At 34.3% G+C, this 15,741-nt stretch carries 16 protein-coding genes; 10 read left to right on the top strand and 6 right to left on the bottom strand.

Annotated features, from left to right (window positions below; translation table 11 throughout):
• Positions 1-49: 49 nt before the first annotated feature.
• Positions 50-1,606: an NAD(P)/FAD-dependent oxidoreductase gene (locus KAOT1_RS07285; protein WP_007094115.1), complete on the bottom strand. Its 1,557-nt coding sequence runs from the start codon at positions 1,604-1,606 to the stop codon at positions 50-52.
• A 236-nt stretch (positions 1,607-1,842) separates the two neighbouring features.
• Here KAOT1_RS07285 and KAOT1_RS07290 point away from each other — a divergent pair, with 236 nt between their 5' ends.
• The 4 genes from KAOT1_RS07290 to KAOT1_RS07305 all read left to right on the top strand — a co-directional run bounded on the left by KAOT1_RS07290 (position 1,843) and on the right by KAOT1_RS07305 (position 4,063).
• Complete coding sequence (locus KAOT1_RS07290; protein ID WP_007094116.1) at positions 1,843-2,115, top strand: hypothetical protein; 273 nt, start codon at positions 1,843-1,845, stop codon at positions 2,113-2,115.
• A gap of 15 nt (positions 2,116-2,130) precedes the next feature.
• A complete protein-coding gene (locus tag KAOT1_RS07295) occupies positions 2,131-2,457 on the top strand; it encodes a hypothetical protein (protein WP_007094117.1) in 327 nt (108 codons plus the stop codon).
• 152 nt (positions 2,458-2,609) lie between these two features.
• The gene (locus KAOT1_RS07300) at positions 2,610-3,014 is read left to right on the top strand and encodes a hypothetical protein (protein WP_007094118.1); all 405 of its coding nucleotides are present in this window, start codon (positions 2,610-2,612) and stop codon (positions 3,012-3,014) included.
• Between the two features lie 131 nt (positions 3,015-3,145).
• Positions 3,146-4,063 carry a GTP-binding protein gene (locus tag KAOT1_RS07305; protein ID WP_007094119.1) on the top strand — a complete coding sequence of 306 codons (918 nt, stop codon included), beginning with the start codon at positions 3,146-3,148 and terminating at the stop codon, positions 4,061-4,063.
• An 87-nt stretch (positions 4,064-4,150) separates the two neighbouring features.
• Here KAOT1_RS07305 and KAOT1_RS07310 read toward each other — a convergent pair whose 3' ends face one another.
• Together KAOT1_RS07310 and KAOT1_RS07315 are read right to left on the bottom strand one after the other, a co-directional pair.
• Positions 4,151-5,227, bottom strand: a complete 1,077-nt coding sequence (locus KAOT1_RS07310; RefSeq protein ID WP_007094120.1) for an NAD(P)/FAD-dependent oxidoreductase — start codon at positions 5,225-5,227, stop codon at positions 4,151-4,153.
• Positions 5,228-5,507: 280 nt separating this feature from the next.
• Positions 5,508-7,622, bottom strand: a complete 2,115-nt coding sequence (locus tag KAOT1_RS07315; protein ID WP_007094121.1) for a LodA/GoxA family CTQ-dependent oxidase — start codon at positions 7,620-7,622, stop codon at positions 5,508-5,510.
• Between the two features lie 362 nt (positions 7,623-7,984).
• On the opposite strand from KAOT1_RS07315, the gene KAOT1_RS07320 reads away from it, so the two are divergent.
• The 6 genes from KAOT1_RS07320 (at position 7,985) to KAOT1_RS07345 (ending at position 13,565) form a co-directional block, all read left to right on the top strand.
• Entirely contained in the window at positions 7,985-8,623 is a 639-nt protein-coding gene (locus KAOT1_RS07320) for a ribonuclease H1 domain-containing protein (RefSeq protein WP_007094122.1), read from the top strand.
• Positions 8,624-8,823: 200 nt separating this feature from the next.
• Complete coding sequence (locus KAOT1_RS07325) at positions 8,824-10,749, top strand: BatA domain-containing protein (RefSeq protein ID WP_007094123.1); 1,926 nt, start codon at positions 8,824-8,826, stop codon at positions 10,747-10,749.
• Positions 10,746-11,996, top strand: a complete 1,251-nt coding sequence (locus KAOT1_RS07330) for a dihydroorotase (protein WP_007094124.1) — start codon at positions 10,746-10,748, stop codon at positions 11,994-11,996. The genes KAOT1_RS07325 and KAOT1_RS07330 overlap by 4 nt, the downstream gene beginning before the upstream one ends.
• A 2-nt stretch (positions 11,997-11,998) precedes the next feature.
• Positions 11,999-12,325: a hypothetical protein gene (locus KAOT1_RS07335; RefSeq protein WP_007094125.1), complete on the top strand. Its 327-nt coding sequence runs from the start codon at positions 11,999-12,001 to the stop codon at positions 12,323-12,325.
• Between the two features lie 12 nt (positions 12,326-12,337).
• A complete protein-coding gene (locus KAOT1_RS07340; protein WP_007094126.1) occupies positions 12,338-12,991 on the top strand; it encodes an alpha/beta hydrolase in 654 nt (217 codons plus the stop codon).
• 91 nt (positions 12,992-13,082) lie between these two features.
• Entirely contained in the window at positions 13,083-13,565 is a 483-nt protein-coding gene (locus KAOT1_RS07345; protein ID WP_007094127.1) for a hypothetical protein, read from the top strand.
• Here the strand turns inward: KAOT1_RS07345 and KAOT1_RS07350 are convergent, their stop codons facing one another.
• From KAOT1_RS07350 to KAOT1_RS07360, 3 genes are all read right to left on the bottom strand, one after another.
• A complete protein-coding gene (locus tag KAOT1_RS07350; protein WP_007094128.1) occupies positions 13,566-14,183 on the bottom strand; it encodes a hypothetical protein in 618 nt (205 codons plus the stop codon).
• 89 nt (positions 14,184-14,272) lie between these two features.
• Positions 14,273-14,794: a hypothetical protein gene (locus KAOT1_RS07355; RefSeq protein ID WP_007094129.1), complete on the bottom strand. Its 522-nt coding sequence runs from the start codon at positions 14,792-14,794 to the stop codon at positions 14,273-14,275.
• 15 nt (positions 14,795-14,809) lie between these two features.
• The gene (locus tag KAOT1_RS07360) at positions 14,810-15,574 is read right to left on the bottom strand and encodes an MBL fold metallo-hydrolase (RefSeq protein WP_007094130.1); all 765 of its coding nucleotides are present in this window, start codon (positions 15,572-15,574) and stop codon (positions 14,810-14,812) included.
• Positions 15,575-15,741: the final 167 nt, after the last annotated feature.

Genomic DNA, 15,741 nt, shown 5'->3' on the forward strand with positions numbered 1-15,741 from the left:
CTAATTATTTTTTTGTGTTTAATTTTATATTGATTTGATTATTCACAAATTACATGCCAACAATTGCAGCTTCCGCACAACGTTCGCCATCCATGGCTGCTGAAACGATTCCGCCTGCATAACCGCCACCTTCTCCACATGGAAATAAACCTTCCACTTCTGGATGTTCTAAATTTTCTTTCCTCGGAATGTTTACTGGTGAAGACGTACGCGATTCCACACCTACAATATTTGCTTGCTCGGTGTAATATCCGTTCATTTTTTGTCCGAAAGCAGCAAAACCTTTACGCAAACGTCCACCAATACTTTTGGGTAATAGTGAATGTAATGGTGATGATAGTAAACCAGGTTGATAAGATGTCGGATTTAAATCGGTTGATAATTTTCCTTCTACAAAATCTGTTAAACGTTGTGCTGGCGCTACCTGACTTCTTCCTCCTGCGGTAAATGCCAAACGTTCCAAATCTTTTTGAAATTCCAAACCTTTTAACACGCCGTATTTTTCGTATTTGAATAAATCTTTTTCTGCGTTGATTTCCACGACAATTCCTGAGTTGGCAAACTTATTATTTCTTCGTGATGGTGACATTCCGTTGACGACAACTTCTCCGTTGGCAGTTGCCGCTGGTACGATAAACCCGCCTGGACACATACAAAACGAATAAACACCTCGATCGCGCACTTGATGTACCAAACTATACGCTGCGGCTGGTAACAATTCATTGCGTTCGCCTGTGCAATGGTATTGAATATTGTCAATAATTTCCTGTGGATGTTCTACACGAACGCCCATGGCAAACGATTTTGCTTTGAGTGAAACTTCTTTTTTGTGAAGCAATTCGTAAATATCTCTAGCCGAATGACCTGTTGCTAGAATCACGCGATTTACAGTCATTTCGCGTCCATCTTGCAATTGAATGGCTTGTATTTTGTTTTCTTTGATGATGAAATCGGTCACACGGGTTTCAAAATGAATTTCGCCACCATATTTTAAGATGGTTTCGCGGATATTTTTGACTACGCTGGGTAGTTTATTCGTTCCGATATGTGGATGTGCATCTACCAAAATTTGATCGGTTGCACCGTGATACACTAAGTTTTCAAAGATTCTACGTACATCACCACGTTTTAGACTTCTCGTATAGAGTTTTCCATCAGAATAGGTTCCTGCGCCACCTTCGCCAAAGCAATAGTTAGAATCTTCATTCACAAAATGTTCTTGGTTGATCGCTCGCAAATCGCGACGACGTTCTTGTACATTTTTTCCACGTTCGAGTACAATTGGCTTAAAGCCTAATTCAATACAGCGCAACGCGGCATACATTCCTGCAGGACCAAAACCGACAATATGAATTTCTTTTGCAGAAGAAACATCTTTATAATCAAATTGATACTCACTTTTTTCAGGAACAGATTCATTGATGTAAACGGCAACTTTATAGTTAAAAATAATCAATGGTTTTCGTGCATCAATTGATTTTCGCAGTATTTTAATTCCGTTGATTTCATTTTTACTTACGCGTAACTTTTTGATTGCTTTTTGCAGTACAATATCGTCTTGCGTTTCTTCTTCAAGCGTCACACGTAATTGAATTTCTTTTACCATGCTGCGAAGTTATTCAAATTTATTGAGATGATTGATTTTTTAGCTTCTGAGATTGATTACGGGAAACCACATTGTGTATATATAATCTTTGTTTTACATTTATAGAAAATAAAAGAAAGTAAGTGTAAAATAAGTTCCTGTTATTAACCAATTTTAGTATAAAAAACTGGAATTCCGTATATATGTATGTTGGCAGTAATTTGAGCACACAGCGTTTCGAAAGAACATTCTGAACTATGAAAAAATGGATTTTAAAAATATTAAGTTTAATAATCGGACTTATTATAATATTAACTATTTACATTAATTCGGAATCATATATCGAAAATCAAGATTGGAAATTTGCAGAAGGAACTCATATTGGAGATTGGTTAGGAAAGAATAGTTTTGAAATTAAAGATGGAATAATATACTCAAATAGCGGAAAAGCGAAAATCGTTTTCTCACTCGGCCTTAAATTAATAATTGAAGATTTAGAAACACAAAAAAAAAGGGTTTTATGTAAATAAAAGTTGATTTAACTTATGAGTTCGGATATAATAAATATAAATGCTAAACTTACACTCTACACAAAGGAAAATGGTGGAAGAGAAACTGGAATTGGAACTGGCTATAGACCAAATCACGTGATGGAATATTTACCAAACTCAACTGATTTTCCAACGACCTATATTGGACAAATTGATTTTGAAAAAGATAGAATTTATCCAGGAGAAACTGAAAACGTGAAAATTATGTTTTTAAGACATCAGAATATTGAGGAATTATTGAAAAAAGGACGAATTTGGTGGATTCACGAAGGGACAAGAAAAATTGGAGAAGCTGAAGTTCTTGAAATTTTATCCGAATAAAAACTACTGCCAACACCGTATATATTTTATTACTTGCTTCTAGCCTACTTGCGAAAATCCTCGCAGATTTTCAATTCGGTTTTTATTTACTAAATTGGGTGCTTAAACCACGCAACAAACTATATACAAACCCGTTATACGCAAGCTGAAAAATGAACAAAGTCAAAATTAAAGTTTATAACAAAAAAGAGAAAGTAACCACTACTCTTTATGTTAATCAATTATCTAAAAATAAATTTCGGATGATTGACAATGACTTCTGCAATCCTAAATTGACTTTAGGGACGGAATTTGAAACAAAAATAAATGTGGAACAAAAACACGAAATAATAAAAATCACAAAAGAATCGGAGTTCATTACTCGTAGATTTATATTAACACCAAACCATAAAGAATCTGACTATCTAATGATAGGAGAAGAATTGACAAAAAGAGGCGGATTTTGGCAAGTTGACCTTGGTAGCATTGCGACTGTAAATATTCCAAAGGATTTCGAATTTGACATTGACCAAGTCATCAAAGAATTGGACTTAAATCTGGTGGAAATAACCGAATGAAATACTTTAAACGAAATTGGAATGAAACCCGTGGAGACCAATACAACTAAACCTACACAAAACCATCACAATTCATTAAAATTATACAAAAGAAGTCTTTATCTTGCATTTAAAAATTTTTGCCAATTAAAATGGAAGCTATTATTACCGTTGTAGGCTTTTTGGGAACAGGAAAAACTACATTGTTAAAAAATTTGACAACTAATTATATTAATAAAGGTTGGAAACCCTTTGTTATTCTTAATGATTACGAAAATGCACATCTTGATGCACAACAGTTTACTGAACAAATTGCACCAAAACAAGTAAAAGCGCTTAGCGGAAGCTGTATTTGTTGTAGTGGCATCAATGAATTAAGAGATTTTGTCAATAGAATTCCTGTGCGAACGAAAGGAATTACACTTATTGAAGCCAATGGTACTTCAGATGCCTGTTCGCTTATGAGTTTTCTTGGTGTTGGACTTAACGATAGATTTCTTCCACCGATTCAAATTTCTGTAGTCGATGTTAAAAATTGGCAAAAAAGAGGTGAATACAATGAACTTGAATCAAATCAAATTCAAGTATCTTCTTTGATTGTGCTGACGCATACTGAAAATATACCCAAGGAAAGATTAAATTTTGTGATTCGTAACATTCAAAAATTCAATCCATTGGCAGAAATTATAAATACCGATAAAATTGATATTTCGCTTATTCCAAAACTCTCTCCGTCTAAAAACAATGCCAAAAAGTTAGATCATTTAAAAGCACATTGGTCTTCATGTTCCTCAGATTTACCAAACTTACCAAATTTAGACTGTATTTATGATATTTGCAATGCGCTGCCAAAAACCATTTTACGCGTAAAAGGCTGCACCCAAATTGGCAAAAACACTAAGTTTACATACTTTGAACGTACGCCAAATGGTAAAGTAACTGTTAGACCTTTTAATGGAATACCAATAACAGGTGCTAAACTCCTAACTATAGGACCTGGGAGTGAACCAGAATTACTTGAAAATGCCATTAATATTAGTTTACTTAAACATAATGAAGTTAGTAACTAAAAATAAAAATCTTACAAAGAAATGAATTTGGACTGCGCTAGATTTGACATTTCATAAAGAATCTAAAAATTACATTCAGATTATTATCTAAAAAAACCGCTCCCAAAAAACTTCATCTTTCCAACGCGTTTCCTGACGATACAACTCATTTTTAGATTGTAAATACTGCTGAAAGATGGCTTGCATCGTTTTATCATATTCAAAAAAAGTATCTGGATCTGCTTCCAAAAGTTTTTTTTCAATCGTTGTTGCTGCTTTTGCAGATATAAACAATGCATTGGTAATTCCGTGAGAAGACAACGGATCAAAAGACATTGCGGCATCGCCGAGAGCGAGCCAGTTACTTCCTGCCGTTTCATTGGCTACGGACGAATTTGCATTTCCACCTTTGAACTTTATATTGTCTGTTTCTATTAAAAAATCTTTTAAATATGTTGTTTCCGCCAATGCAGTTTTCCATTGCGAAACTTCTTTGAGTTTGGATAGGATTTCGTGTCCTTTGTGCGTGTAAATGGTGCAGATATTTTCTGTTTCGTTCAGCGCAGAGACAATTCCCCAACCTTCTTTGAAACTTTCCACATAGACTTCGTGTGTGAGTTTTGGATGTTTTATTTTTGGAATGTGACAACTTACTGCAACCAATTCGTCATGAATGGTACTTTGAATATTCAGTTTTTGTAATACCGCACGATTTCTTCCTGTCGCATCTACCAAAATTTTTCCCTGAACCATTTTAATTCCATCATTTTTTGCCAAAACAACCGTGTTTCCGTGTGCTTCATGAATGATTTCAAATCCTTTACTGTACGAAATCATGTGTTGTTTTATTTCCGTACGAAGCGTTTCTAAAGTTTGATGTTTGTTAATTTTCAAACCATTTTTAAATGGATTCTGATGGTAAAAATTAATATCCGTTACACGCGAACTTCCCCACATAGAATGATATCCGTAGGTTTTTCGATACGCATTTTCTTCAAATACCGAAAGTAGTTTCAATTGTTGCAATAAAGGCATTGCCGATGGCGGTAACGTTTCTCCCAAGGCAAAAGGTGGTTTCTCTACTTTTCTGTGCAACAGCGTAAACGAAATTCCTTTACGTTGCAAAAGCACTGCAAGCGTAATGCCTGCAATGCCATTGCCTATAATAATTACTTCTTTTGTCATTTTATAAAATGATGATATTCGTGTCAAAGCACTTCTCGATACACCAAATCACAGATTTGGCACTCGAAATGAAGATTGGAAATACTAACTGTCAAATTTAAAATTATAAAGCATTGTAAAAACATTCGCGAAGCAATCTATTTTAATTTGTCAATTTGAAAAATGTATCAATGAAGTTTCTAACGAAAAACAAAATACTTTTTAAAACTAACTAACAGCTAAAAGCGAAGTCTAACAGCGTAAGCGATCTAAAATCTAACAACAAAGCGATTCTAAAACCTTATTTTTTCATACTTTTTGAATCATACGCTACATAGACTAAGTTTGGAATTCCATCAATATCTTCTTCCAATCTTCTTCCCGTAACGACTCCGATGTCTTTCCATTGATACACCATATTGATGAGTCCGTTCATGTATCCACCTTCTGCATGATATCCAATAAATCCTGTATCTGCCGTATGCAACCACGCTAAACGATTTGCATAAATATTACGTTTGGTACTCGGTAAAATATTCGGATCTTTTAGTTTTTCATAACTATCTGATGGTAAAACAAATACTGGTAAATTTGCTGCCCACCACGAAGGAACTGGATATTGTTCTTCAACATATACTGCCTGACAACTTCCTGCATCCGATTGCCACGGAATTCCCATCCATTTTGTCATATCACCTGGTGTAACTTTCCAAAACCAAGCGGTTTCACTGTCTGGCTTCATAGAGTTGCGTACATCATCGGAAGTCATCGAGAAACCAAAGTCATTATAAAAAATTTCTTTTTGTTCTTCTTTAGAAGCTGCATTCAAGCGTACTTCACGTAAACCGTATGCTCCAATTTTTAGATTGCCATCATCAACAATAAATTGATAGGTTTCGTTATTTTCAGAATATAATTGCTTATGACGCATTGGCCATGTCAATTCTACTCCAGGATGAAATCCGCCACCATATAAGGTTTCTAAAACGGCTCTTGTCATCAACAAAGGTTTGCGTTTTTCATCTGTAGCAGATTTCAAAAACATATCTCGATAAAATGCGCCCATTTCGTCCATATCTTTAAAATCAAAACTTGGTGGCGAATAGAAATTTCCATCACGCCATTGTCTGAGTTGTTCATAAATCATCGGTGGAATGGCAAACCATTGTGCTGGACTTCCTGGATAATCGATGGCATCACCAGGATAATATGGTAGTTTTAATTCGGCTGTTCCGCTTCCGCGATTGACCAAATCTGTTTTATTTTTACTTGGGATAATTGGTTCGTTCGACATGTTGTACGCAGGATTTCGGAACATGTTAAAAATCTTTTCACGCACCGCATCTGCTTCTGCTTTTGGCTCTTTTTTGTAGATGTATTTAAATTCATCTTTTGCAATCAATTCATCAATAGTTTCTTTAAAAGAAGGTGCTAAAAAGTCTCCCAAATTTACCCATTGCATTCTGTATAAACGGTACATCATTGGGAAAACTGTTGCCAATTCTGGTATGTGAGATTCATTCGCAGCTCCAGTAATTAAGTCAAACATTGTAGAAAGTGGTTGAATTTGTGGAGCATAATCTGGCGGAGCAGATGCAACCCACGCAGAAGATTGTGCATCATCAAGTTTGTATTCTTCTCCTGAGTCTCTTTTACGAATGGTTGCCGTAACACGTCCATCACAAATATCATCATACCAATTGGAATTATCAGCGAAATCTGTATTTAGATCAGAAGGATTTAACGCCGCAGAAATTCCATCAGCTCCGTAAAAAATTAGCGTTCCGTCATCGTCGTATTCAACCGTTCCTAAATTTACTTCTTTTTCATCAACATTCATGCGTTTTGCCAACATGCTAAATTCGCTTTCCGACATTCTAGAAGAAGGAAATTGTCCTTTAATTTCTTTGCGTTTTGCATTTTCGCCAACACTTACCATTTTTGGATGGTTGACCAAATCTTTACGATAATCATATCCGCCTTCGGTACGCAATTCTTGATTTAAGACATTCGGATTTCTGTAAGAAGCACTAATGCCTGGTGCAAGTTTGTCTTTTGCAAAATTTGGCGATAAGTTCTGGTGATCTTCTAGTACTACAGATAAATCTAAACTATTGTTGAAATCGTACCAAAATGGTTTCTTGTTGGCGACTTCTACAGACCATTCAATGTCAAAATCGTCTGTATTAATTTGTCGCGTCGGATTTCCATGATCGTCACATTCATAAATATAGAAACGTTGTGCTTGTTTCTTTAAACGTCCATCACGCGTCAAATAATTTTGATCGGTTTCGTATAAATTTGCCCAAGGAATTTCGGGACTAAAAATAACTTCTTCTTTCGTTGCAGGACCGTTTCCGAGTCGTGCAATTCCGATAGAAGGATAAATTCTAAATTTTGGAGTTGTATTTGCCATAATATGGTGGTTTTTAAGTTGCCTAAAGATAAATTTAGTGACACTTTTATACTAGCGTATTTTTACCTGTTTTTTAGCTATTGAAGTAATCACCTGTCTCCTATTTTCCTAATTGACCATTTTTTTCATGTCCTAATTTTGGAAGGAGAACCGCAAAAAAAGGTTCTCTTTTGTTTTTCGTTGTTTATGAGTTTGTTTGTTGTCTGAACAAAGCTTGCCGAAATGTAGAATCTTTTTTTATTTAGGAGAATTACGGAAAACCACATAGTTCTATTTTGATCTTGTTTTATTTTTGTTAGAATAAAAAAAAGTTGATATATAGGTTTATATTATACACTTCTTTATTAAATTTTACTAATAACATGAGCAAGAAAAAAAAGAAATATTATGTTGTTTGGAAAGGTGCCAAAACAGGAATTTTAGAATCTTGGGAAGAATGCAAAAAATCAATTCATGGTTTTAAAGGTGCAGAATACAAATCATTCAAGACTATTGAACTTGCCAAAAAAGCATATTCTGGAAATTATAACGAGTATAAGGGCAAAACGATATTCGAAAGCACGCTAACAGAGGGACAAATTAAATTAATTGGAGAACCAAATTTAGAATCCGTTTCCGTTGATGCTGCTTGTAGCGGTAATCCTGGTATAGTAGAATATAAATGTGTTGAAACTAAGACAAAAGATGAAATTTTTTATTTTGGTCCGTTGTATGAATCAACTAATAATATTGGTGAATTCTTAGGATTAGTTCACACTCTTGCACACATGAAAAAAGTTAATGACAAAAGACCAATATATACAGATAGTAGAATAGCTATGAATTGGGTAAAAAATAAAACATGTAGAACTGATCTTGAAAAGAACGACAAAAACAGGAAATCATTTGAGCTTATAGAAAGAGCTATTAAATGGCTGAAAACAAATAAAATTGAAAACAAAATTTTAAAATGGGAAACCAAAGCTTGGGGAGAGATTCCTGCAGACTTTGGTCGAAAATAAATTATAAAAATAGTTGATTCTCAAAATAAATAAATTCTGCATTATATTTTGATTAACTGAGAATGTGAAAATTTAAAATAACGAATACAAAATACATGAACTTTATAGACTATTAAACTAAAATTAACAAATCATTCGCAACCCAAAATCACCATAAAATAAAATTAAACGTTTATATTTGAACAAATGTTTATTTAGGAATGCAATTCAAATACCCAGAAGTACTTTACGCGCTATTTTTACTCCTTATTCCTATTCTCGTTCACTTATTTCAATTACGCCGATTTGAAAAAACAGCGTTTACAAACGTAAAGTTTCTTCAAAATGTGATTCTGCAAACTCGAAAGAGTTCACAATTAAAGAAATGGCTGATTCTTTGTACGCGATTGCTCGCGCTTGCCGCCTTAGTTTTTGCCTTTGCACAACCGTATTTTGCCAATCGTGATATTGTAAAAACAGAGAAAGAAACGGTCATTTATCTCGATAATTCGTTTAGTATGGAAACGAAAGGCGAAAAAGGCGCTTTGCTCAAACGTGCCGTGCAAGAATTACTCAATACAGTTCCTGAAAATGAAGAAATCTCTATTTTTACGAATACGGAAACCTTCAAAAATACCACAATCAAAAGTATTCGAAATGAATTGTTACAACTCGAGTATTCGCACCAACAAGAAGCAATTCCAAGCGTAATTTTAAAAGGAAGAAAATTATTTTCTAAACAAAAGAATTCTGTAAAAAACCTGATTCTCATTTCAGATTTTCAACAAAACGAACAACTCTCTGTTCGAAACGATAGTACATTCACTACAAATTATATTCAGCTAAAACCTGCAAACGCCAATAATATTGCGCTAGACAGTCTGTACATTGCCGAACAAGACGCTAATGCAGTAAAAATTGCAGTAATTTTAAAAAATTCGGGCATTCCCGTGCAAGATGTTCCTGTTTCGTTATACGATGGCGGAAGTTTGATTGCAAAATCATCAGTAGATTTAGATACACAAAATACGTCAGAAGTTAGCTTTTCAATTCCTTCTAATAAAGTGATTCAAGGTGAAATTCGGATCGATGACAATTCATTGCAATTCGACAATAAACTGTTTTTCAACATCAATGCGCCACAAAAAATAAATGTGTTAGCGATTAACGAAGCTGATGATGCATTTTTAAAGAAATTATATACTGATGACGAATTTAAGCTGATTTCTTCACCATTGAATCAACTGAATTACAACGAAATCGCGACACAACAATTGATCGTTCTCAACGAACTAAAAACCATTCCGAATCCGTTGTTAACAGCCCTGAAAAGTTTCAAACAAAACGGCGGCTCACTCGTGATTATTCCCGCAAAGGAAAGCAATCTGCAAAGTTATAATGATCTTTTAAAAACAAATAATTTCAGTTCTTTTCAACAAGTACCAAACGCAACCGAAAAGAAAATTACCAAAATTAACTTTTCGCATCCGTTGTTTACCAATGTATTTGAAAAACAAGTAACGAATTTTCAATATCCGAAAGTCAACGATTATTATAGTATTGGTTCAACTGCCGCAGTTTTACGCCTTGAAAATAATTTACCGTTTTTACTCGCAAACAACGAAACCTATGTGTTTACGGCGCCAATCAATAATGAAAATTCAAACTTTAAAAATTCGCCATTAATCGTTCCGATTCTATATAATATTGGGAAAAACAGCTTGCAATTAACGAATTTATATTACACATTAGGAAAAGAAAATACGTTTGATGTGCAAACGTCGCTCGGGCAAGATGCTGTGTTGTCTATCGCGAAAGCAGATGAAGAATTTATTCCGTTGCAACAGACAAATAATAACAAAGTTCGCTTGACAACGGACGAATTTCCTTCAGAAGCTGGAATTTACAGCATTAAAAATCAAGATACTGAATTGCAACAAATTAGTTACAATTTTGACCGAAAAGAAAGTACATTACAATATCATAATATGGCGCAAAGTTATCCAAATCAAACGCACACAACCGTAGCGCAATTCTTTGAAGATTTAAAAAATGAACAGTCGGTTGCGTCGCTTTGGAAATGGTTTGTTATTTTTGCACTACTATTTTTATGTATTGAAATTTTGATTTTAAAATTCGTCAAATGAACCTCCTCATAAAATCCGCCACTATCATTGATTCAGCGAGCGAACATCATCGTGCTACAAAAGATATTTTGATAGAAAACGGAGTTATTACACAAATTGCCAATTCCATAGAAAACTCAAACGATTATGAAACCATTTCGCTTGAAAACCTCCATGTTTCACAAGGTTGGTTTGACAGCAGTGTAAGTTTGGGCGAACCAGGATTTGAAGAACGTGAAACAATCGAAAACGGTTTAAAAACAGCTGCAAAAAGTGGTTTTACGGCAATTGCGGTGAATCCGAATGCAAATCCGATTGCAGACACAAAAGCTGATATTGCTTTTTTAAAAAGTAATGCGCATGGAAATGCAGTCAGCCTCTACCCGATTGGCGCGCTGACAACGAACAGCGAAAGTGTTGATCTTGCCGAATTGTTTGATATGAAAAATGCTGGAGCGATTGCTTTTGGCGATTATCAAAAAGCGATTTCGAATCCGAATTTGCTAAAAATCGCCTTATTATATGCCGCAAATTTTGATGGTTTGGTCATGTCGTTTCCACAAGAAGATAAAATTGTTGGTAAAGGAATTGTCAATGAAGGACACAATAGCACACGTCTTGGTTTAAAAGGAATTCCCGCTTTGGCTGAAGAATTACACGTAGCGCGTGATTTATTTTTGTTGGAATATACCAACGGAAAACTACACATTCCGACGATTTCAACCGCAAAATCAGTAGCACTAATTCGCGAAGCAAAACAAAAAGGATTGAACGTAAGTTGTTCGGTTGCCATTCATAATTTGGTCATGACAGATGATGAATTGGAAGAATTTGAAACTAATTACAAAGTATTGCCACCGTTGCGTACCGAAAGTGACCGTAAAGCGTTGATTGAAGGTTTGCAAGACGGAACAATTGACATGATTACTTCCGATCACAATCCAATTGATGTAGAACATAAAAAAGTAGAATTTGACAACGCAATGTACGGAACCATTGGTTTGGAAAGTGCTTTTGGCGCGTTGCAAACTATTTTTGATACCGACAAAACCGTTGAATTGTTAACTGCTGGAAAAGAACGTTTTGGTGTAGAAACTTCCCAAATTACAGAAGGACAATTGGCAAATTTGACACTTTTCAATCCAGAAGGAAACTACACATTTACCCAAGATCACATTCACAGTACGTCTCAAAATTCAGCGTTTTTAGGAAAAAAGTTAAAAGGAACTGTGTACGGAATCATTCATAAGCATCAAAAAATAGTGTAATTATGGAGCAAAAAACAATCGACGAAGGCAGACAAACTGCTATTATTTCATACATTACTATTATCGGATTGGTCATTGCTATTTCGATGAATGTAGAAACTAAAAACGAATTTGCACGCATGCATATTCGCCAATCTTTAGGATTAAATATTTTATTTTACATCATTTCATTTTTTATCGGCTATTTCAATAGTCTGATGATTTCCGGATCATTTTACGTGTTTTTTATCGTACTTTGGGTTTTCGGACTTACCAACGCAATTCAACGCGAATACAAGCCAATTCCGCTTTTGGGCGATTATTTTCAAGATTGGTTCAAATCTGTTTAAAACCTTATTTTCATGCAAACTAAAAAATTATCACTTCATCATATTATTAGAGTTCCAAAAACAGCAACGGAGCAATCACCTGTCATTATTTTATTTCACGGTTATGGAAGTAATGAGGAAGATTTATTTTCGTTTGCTGCCGAATTACCAGAAGATATTTTTGTGGTTTCTGCGCGTGCACCAAGAGATTTGCAACCGTACGGATATTCTTGGTATGACATTCATTACACAGCAACTGAAAAAATAAGCAACGACGAACAAGCGATTGAATCGAGAGATATTGTTGCGACTTTTATTGATGAAGTTGTGCAAAATTATCCTGTAGATGCTTCTAATGTAACGCTTTTAGGATTTAGTCAAGGAACAATTTTGAGTTACGCAGTTGCGTTTACCTATCCTGAAAAAGTAAAAAATGTAATTGCGCTTAGCGGATATTTGAATCATAACATCTTTGAGGTCAGCGATAGCAAAGATTACAGTCATTTAAATTTTTACTGTTCGCACGGAAGTGTCGATCAAGTCATTCCCGTAGATGCAGCACGTTTGATTACGCCGTTTATGGAATCGCATAATTTGAAGCATGTGTACGAAGAATATCCTGTAGGACATGGCGTTGCGCCACAAAACTTCTATTCTTTTAAATCTTGGTTGGAGAAGTTGCTTTAAAAATCTTTATTAGTTGATGCATTAATTTGAAGATTTGAGAATGATTTTTATTCCTTTTGTAAAACAGTTATCAATAAACGTAACTTCGTTTATGAGACAAATTGTAAAAACATTGCTGCTACTTCTAGTTTTAGCTTCTTGTAACAATGAAAAAATTCGTGAAATGGAAGATCAAATTGAAGTTTATAAAAAGGATATTGCAAGCTTAAAACAGCAAAATAAAATACTAAAAGATTCTCTAAATTATAGAACCTACGAAAAACTAAAGAATACTTTGGTGTCTTGTTTTCCCGTTGAAAAAGATGTTTTTGTAGGCAAATCTAATACCATAATAGTCCAATTTTATGAAAATTGGAAATTACCTCCATATGATGTATATCAAGTCACTAAAAATGGCAAAGAAGTCAAGAAAGATTTGATTTTAAAAGATCAGACAGGTTTTTATTATGAAATTGATTTTCACCCAAATACAATACAAGAAGATTTATTAGAACTTGAAACCGTATTCAAAATTGATAGTCAACCACTTGTTATAAAATCACGCGTCAATTTTGATGTAAAATATAAAAAGTGACTACTGCAAATGTTGCCGATTGCTACTTTTATAAAACAAGTCTGTGAAGTATGGGAAATTGTCTGAAACAAATAATTTGATACGTTTGCTTTTTTTGCATTCTTCGAGTGTTCCGCAAGGCAAACTATCTTTGTGTAAAATAGTTTCAACTTTGTAATTTTCTCCTTTAAAAGTATAATTTGCATGAATGCGAATATAGTTTGGATATGTGGGATTGATGCTTTCAATTTCGCCAAACATTTTAGTGTAACTTTTAAAAGCAACATTACGAGTTATGGGACGACTTGTGATGAGAATTTTAGAGGATTCTAAGTTATTCGGATCATATTTTACGGCATAATACGCACCAATAATTGGTTTTCCATTTCGGACTTCACTATTTCCCGGAGAACTTTCAGAAGGACCAGTAGCTTTTATCCAATTTCCTTTGTGATAATATGTATAATGAATTGTTTTATGATCGCTATTGCGTCTTGTTACGATTCTAGAGACTTTTCCAACCGTAATAATTCCGTTTTTATCCAATTGATCGTTTTCTTCTTGTCGATTCTTATAAAAATAAAAAATCAACAAAATAATTACGGCAATAAAAAGTCCTGCTTTTGTTTTTTCAGACATGCTAAAACTTCTATTCATACATCAAAAAATCATCAAACTCACACATTAATACATTGATACATTGATACATTAGCACATTAAAACTTCCCTTAATAGCGTTGATACAATACTTCACGTACCAATTCAAACTTCAGTTTTTTATCTTTATCGATTTCGTATTCAAGTAGCATTTCTCCCCAATAAGTTCCATCAGAAAAACTACATAAAACCCATTTGTGGTTGATGACTTTTACTTTATCAACTGCCATAAACTTTCCGCCTGTTCCATCAAAAGGCACTAAAGGATTGTTGGCTGAAGCTGAATTTAAATCGTATATAGCATCTGTAATTTCTTGTGAAAGCTTGTCCGTTTCAAAATTATATTCATCAAAATACGCCAACGCTTCCCCATTATTTTTTAGAGAAAAATAGCTTAAATCTAAGTTTTCATTGATTAAGATTTCCATCGTGTCTTTATAAGCAGTCACGTCATTTTTTAGGCTTTCAGTTTTCTCGCGCAACTTTTCTATTTTTTCATTTTGCTGCTTGTACATTTTATTCATACTCACATATTGATATATTGCCAATAAGGCAAGAAATATAATCGTAAACAATAGAATTCTCTTTCTCATTCTGTGCTATTTTTTTTAAATCGTAATCGTTAATGTATCGTACGCCAAAAATACGTTTTCTGGCAGTTTTTCGGAAACTTCTGCATGAAAACCTAGCAAATGACTTATGTGCGTCAAATATGCTTTTTCTGGTTGAATTTCTGCAATAAACTCCAAAGCTTCTTCAAGTGAAAAATGTGAAATATGTTCTTCTATTCGCAACGCATTCACAACAAGCACTTTTAAACCTTTTAGTTTGTCACGTTCTTCCGCTTCCATTGTTTTGACATCGGTTAAATACGCAAAATTGTCAAATCGATAGCCAAAAACCTGCAATTTGTAATGCCAAGCATTGATTGGCATTACCGTGACTCCTTGCAATTGAAACGGTTCGTTGTTCTTTACTTCATATTGTATAACGCCAGGCGCGCCAGGATATTTGTTTTCTGTGCGAAAAATATAATCAAACCGCTTTTTAAATTCTCCAAATACACGTTTGTGTGCATACATCGGAATATCGCCTTGACGAAAATAAAACGGTCTGATGTCGTCTAAACCAGCAGTATGATCGGCGTGTTCGTGCGTAAAAAGAATTCCATCAATTTTATTACAATTTGCACGTAACATTTGCTGACGAAAATCGGGTCCGCAATCTATTACATATACTGCGTCATCCCAAGAAATTAAGATAGATACGCGCAAACGTTTATCGCGAAAATCATCACTCAAACACACAGGATGATTACTTCCAATAATTGGAATTCCTTGAGAAGTTCCGGTTCCTAAAAAAGTTACTTGCATCGTTTTGCTTGATAGTTTGTTAAGAATTAGACCGTTTTGCATTATTTTGCATGCATTTTACCGACTATTCTTCAAATTTAACTGATTATTTAACAAAAAACCTCAAATATTTAGTTCAAAAAAAAATCTGAATGTTTATTTTTGTAGTAAACAAATTCAAACTACGC

Origin of the sequence: Kordia algicida OT-1 (assembly GCF_000154725.1) — a bacterium.
Classification (GTDB): domain Bacteria; phylum Bacteroidota; class Bacteroidia; order Flavobacteriales; family Flavobacteriaceae; genus Kordia; species Kordia algicida.

What these genes read in the sequence shown, in the direction of transcription:
- KAOT1_RS07315 (WP_007094121.1), bottom strand. Translation starts at nt 7,622, where the DNA reads ATGGCAAATACAACTCCAAAATTTAGAATTTATCCTTCTATCGGAATT.
- KAOT1_RS07305 (WP_007094119.1), top strand. Translation starts at nt 3,146, where the DNA reads ATGGAAGCTATTATTACCGTTGTAGGCTTTTTGGGAACAGGAAAAACT.
- KAOT1_RS07325 (WP_007094123.1), top strand. Translation starts at nt 8,824, where the DNA reads ATGCAATTCAAATACCCAGAAGTACTTTACGCGCTATTTTTACTCCTT.
- KAOT1_RS07295 (WP_007094117.1), top strand. Translation starts at nt 2,131, where the DNA reads ATGAGTTCGGATATAATAAATATAAATGCTAAACTTACACTCTACACA.
- KAOT1_RS07310 (WP_007094120.1), bottom strand. Translation starts at nt 5,227, where the DNA reads ATGACAAAAGAAGTAATTATTATAGGCAATGGCATTGCAGGCATTACG.
- KAOT1_RS07300 (WP_007094118.1), top strand. Translation starts at nt 2,610, where the DNA reads ATGAACAAAGTCAAAATTAAAGTTTATAACAAAAAAGAGAAAGTAACC.
- KAOT1_RS07355 (WP_007094129.1), bottom strand. Translation starts at nt 14,794, where the DNA reads ATGAGAAAGAGAATTCTATTGTTTACGATTATATTTCTTGCCTTATTG.
- KAOT1_RS07340 (WP_007094126.1), top strand. Translation starts at nt 12,338, where the DNA reads ATGCAAACTAAAAAATTATCACTTCATCATATTATTAGAGTTCCAAAA.
- KAOT1_RS07335 (WP_007094125.1), top strand. Translation starts at nt 11,999, where the DNA reads ATGGAGCAAAAAACAATCGACGAAGGCAGACAAACTGCTATTATTTCA.
- KAOT1_RS07320 (WP_007094122.1), top strand. Translation starts at nt 7,985, where the DNA reads ATGAGCAAGAAAAAAAAGAAATATTATGTTGTTTGGAAAGGTGCCAAA.
- KAOT1_RS07330 (WP_007094124.1), top strand. Translation starts at nt 10,746, where the DNA reads ATGAACCTCCTCATAAAATCCGCCACTATCATTGATTCAGCGAGCGAA.
- KAOT1_RS07285 (WP_007094115.1), bottom strand. Translation starts at nt 1,606, where the DNA reads ATGGTAAAAGAAATTCAATTACGTGTGACGCTTGAAGAAGAAACGCAA.
- KAOT1_RS07290 (WP_007094116.1), top strand. Translation starts at nt 1,843, where the DNA reads ATGAAAAAATGGATTTTAAAAATATTAAGTTTAATAATCGGACTTATT.
- KAOT1_RS07345 (WP_007094127.1), top strand. Translation starts at nt 13,083, where the DNA reads ATGAGACAAATTGTAAAAACATTGCTGCTACTTCTAGTTTTAGCTTCT.
- KAOT1_RS07360 (WP_007094130.1), bottom strand. Translation starts at nt 15,574, where the DNA reads ATGCAAGTAACTTTTTTAGGAACCGGAACTTCTCAAGGAATTCCAATT.
- KAOT1_RS07350 (WP_007094128.1), bottom strand. Translation starts at nt 14,183, where the DNA reads ATGTCTGAAAAAACAAAAGCAGGACTTTTTATTGCCGTAATTATTTTG.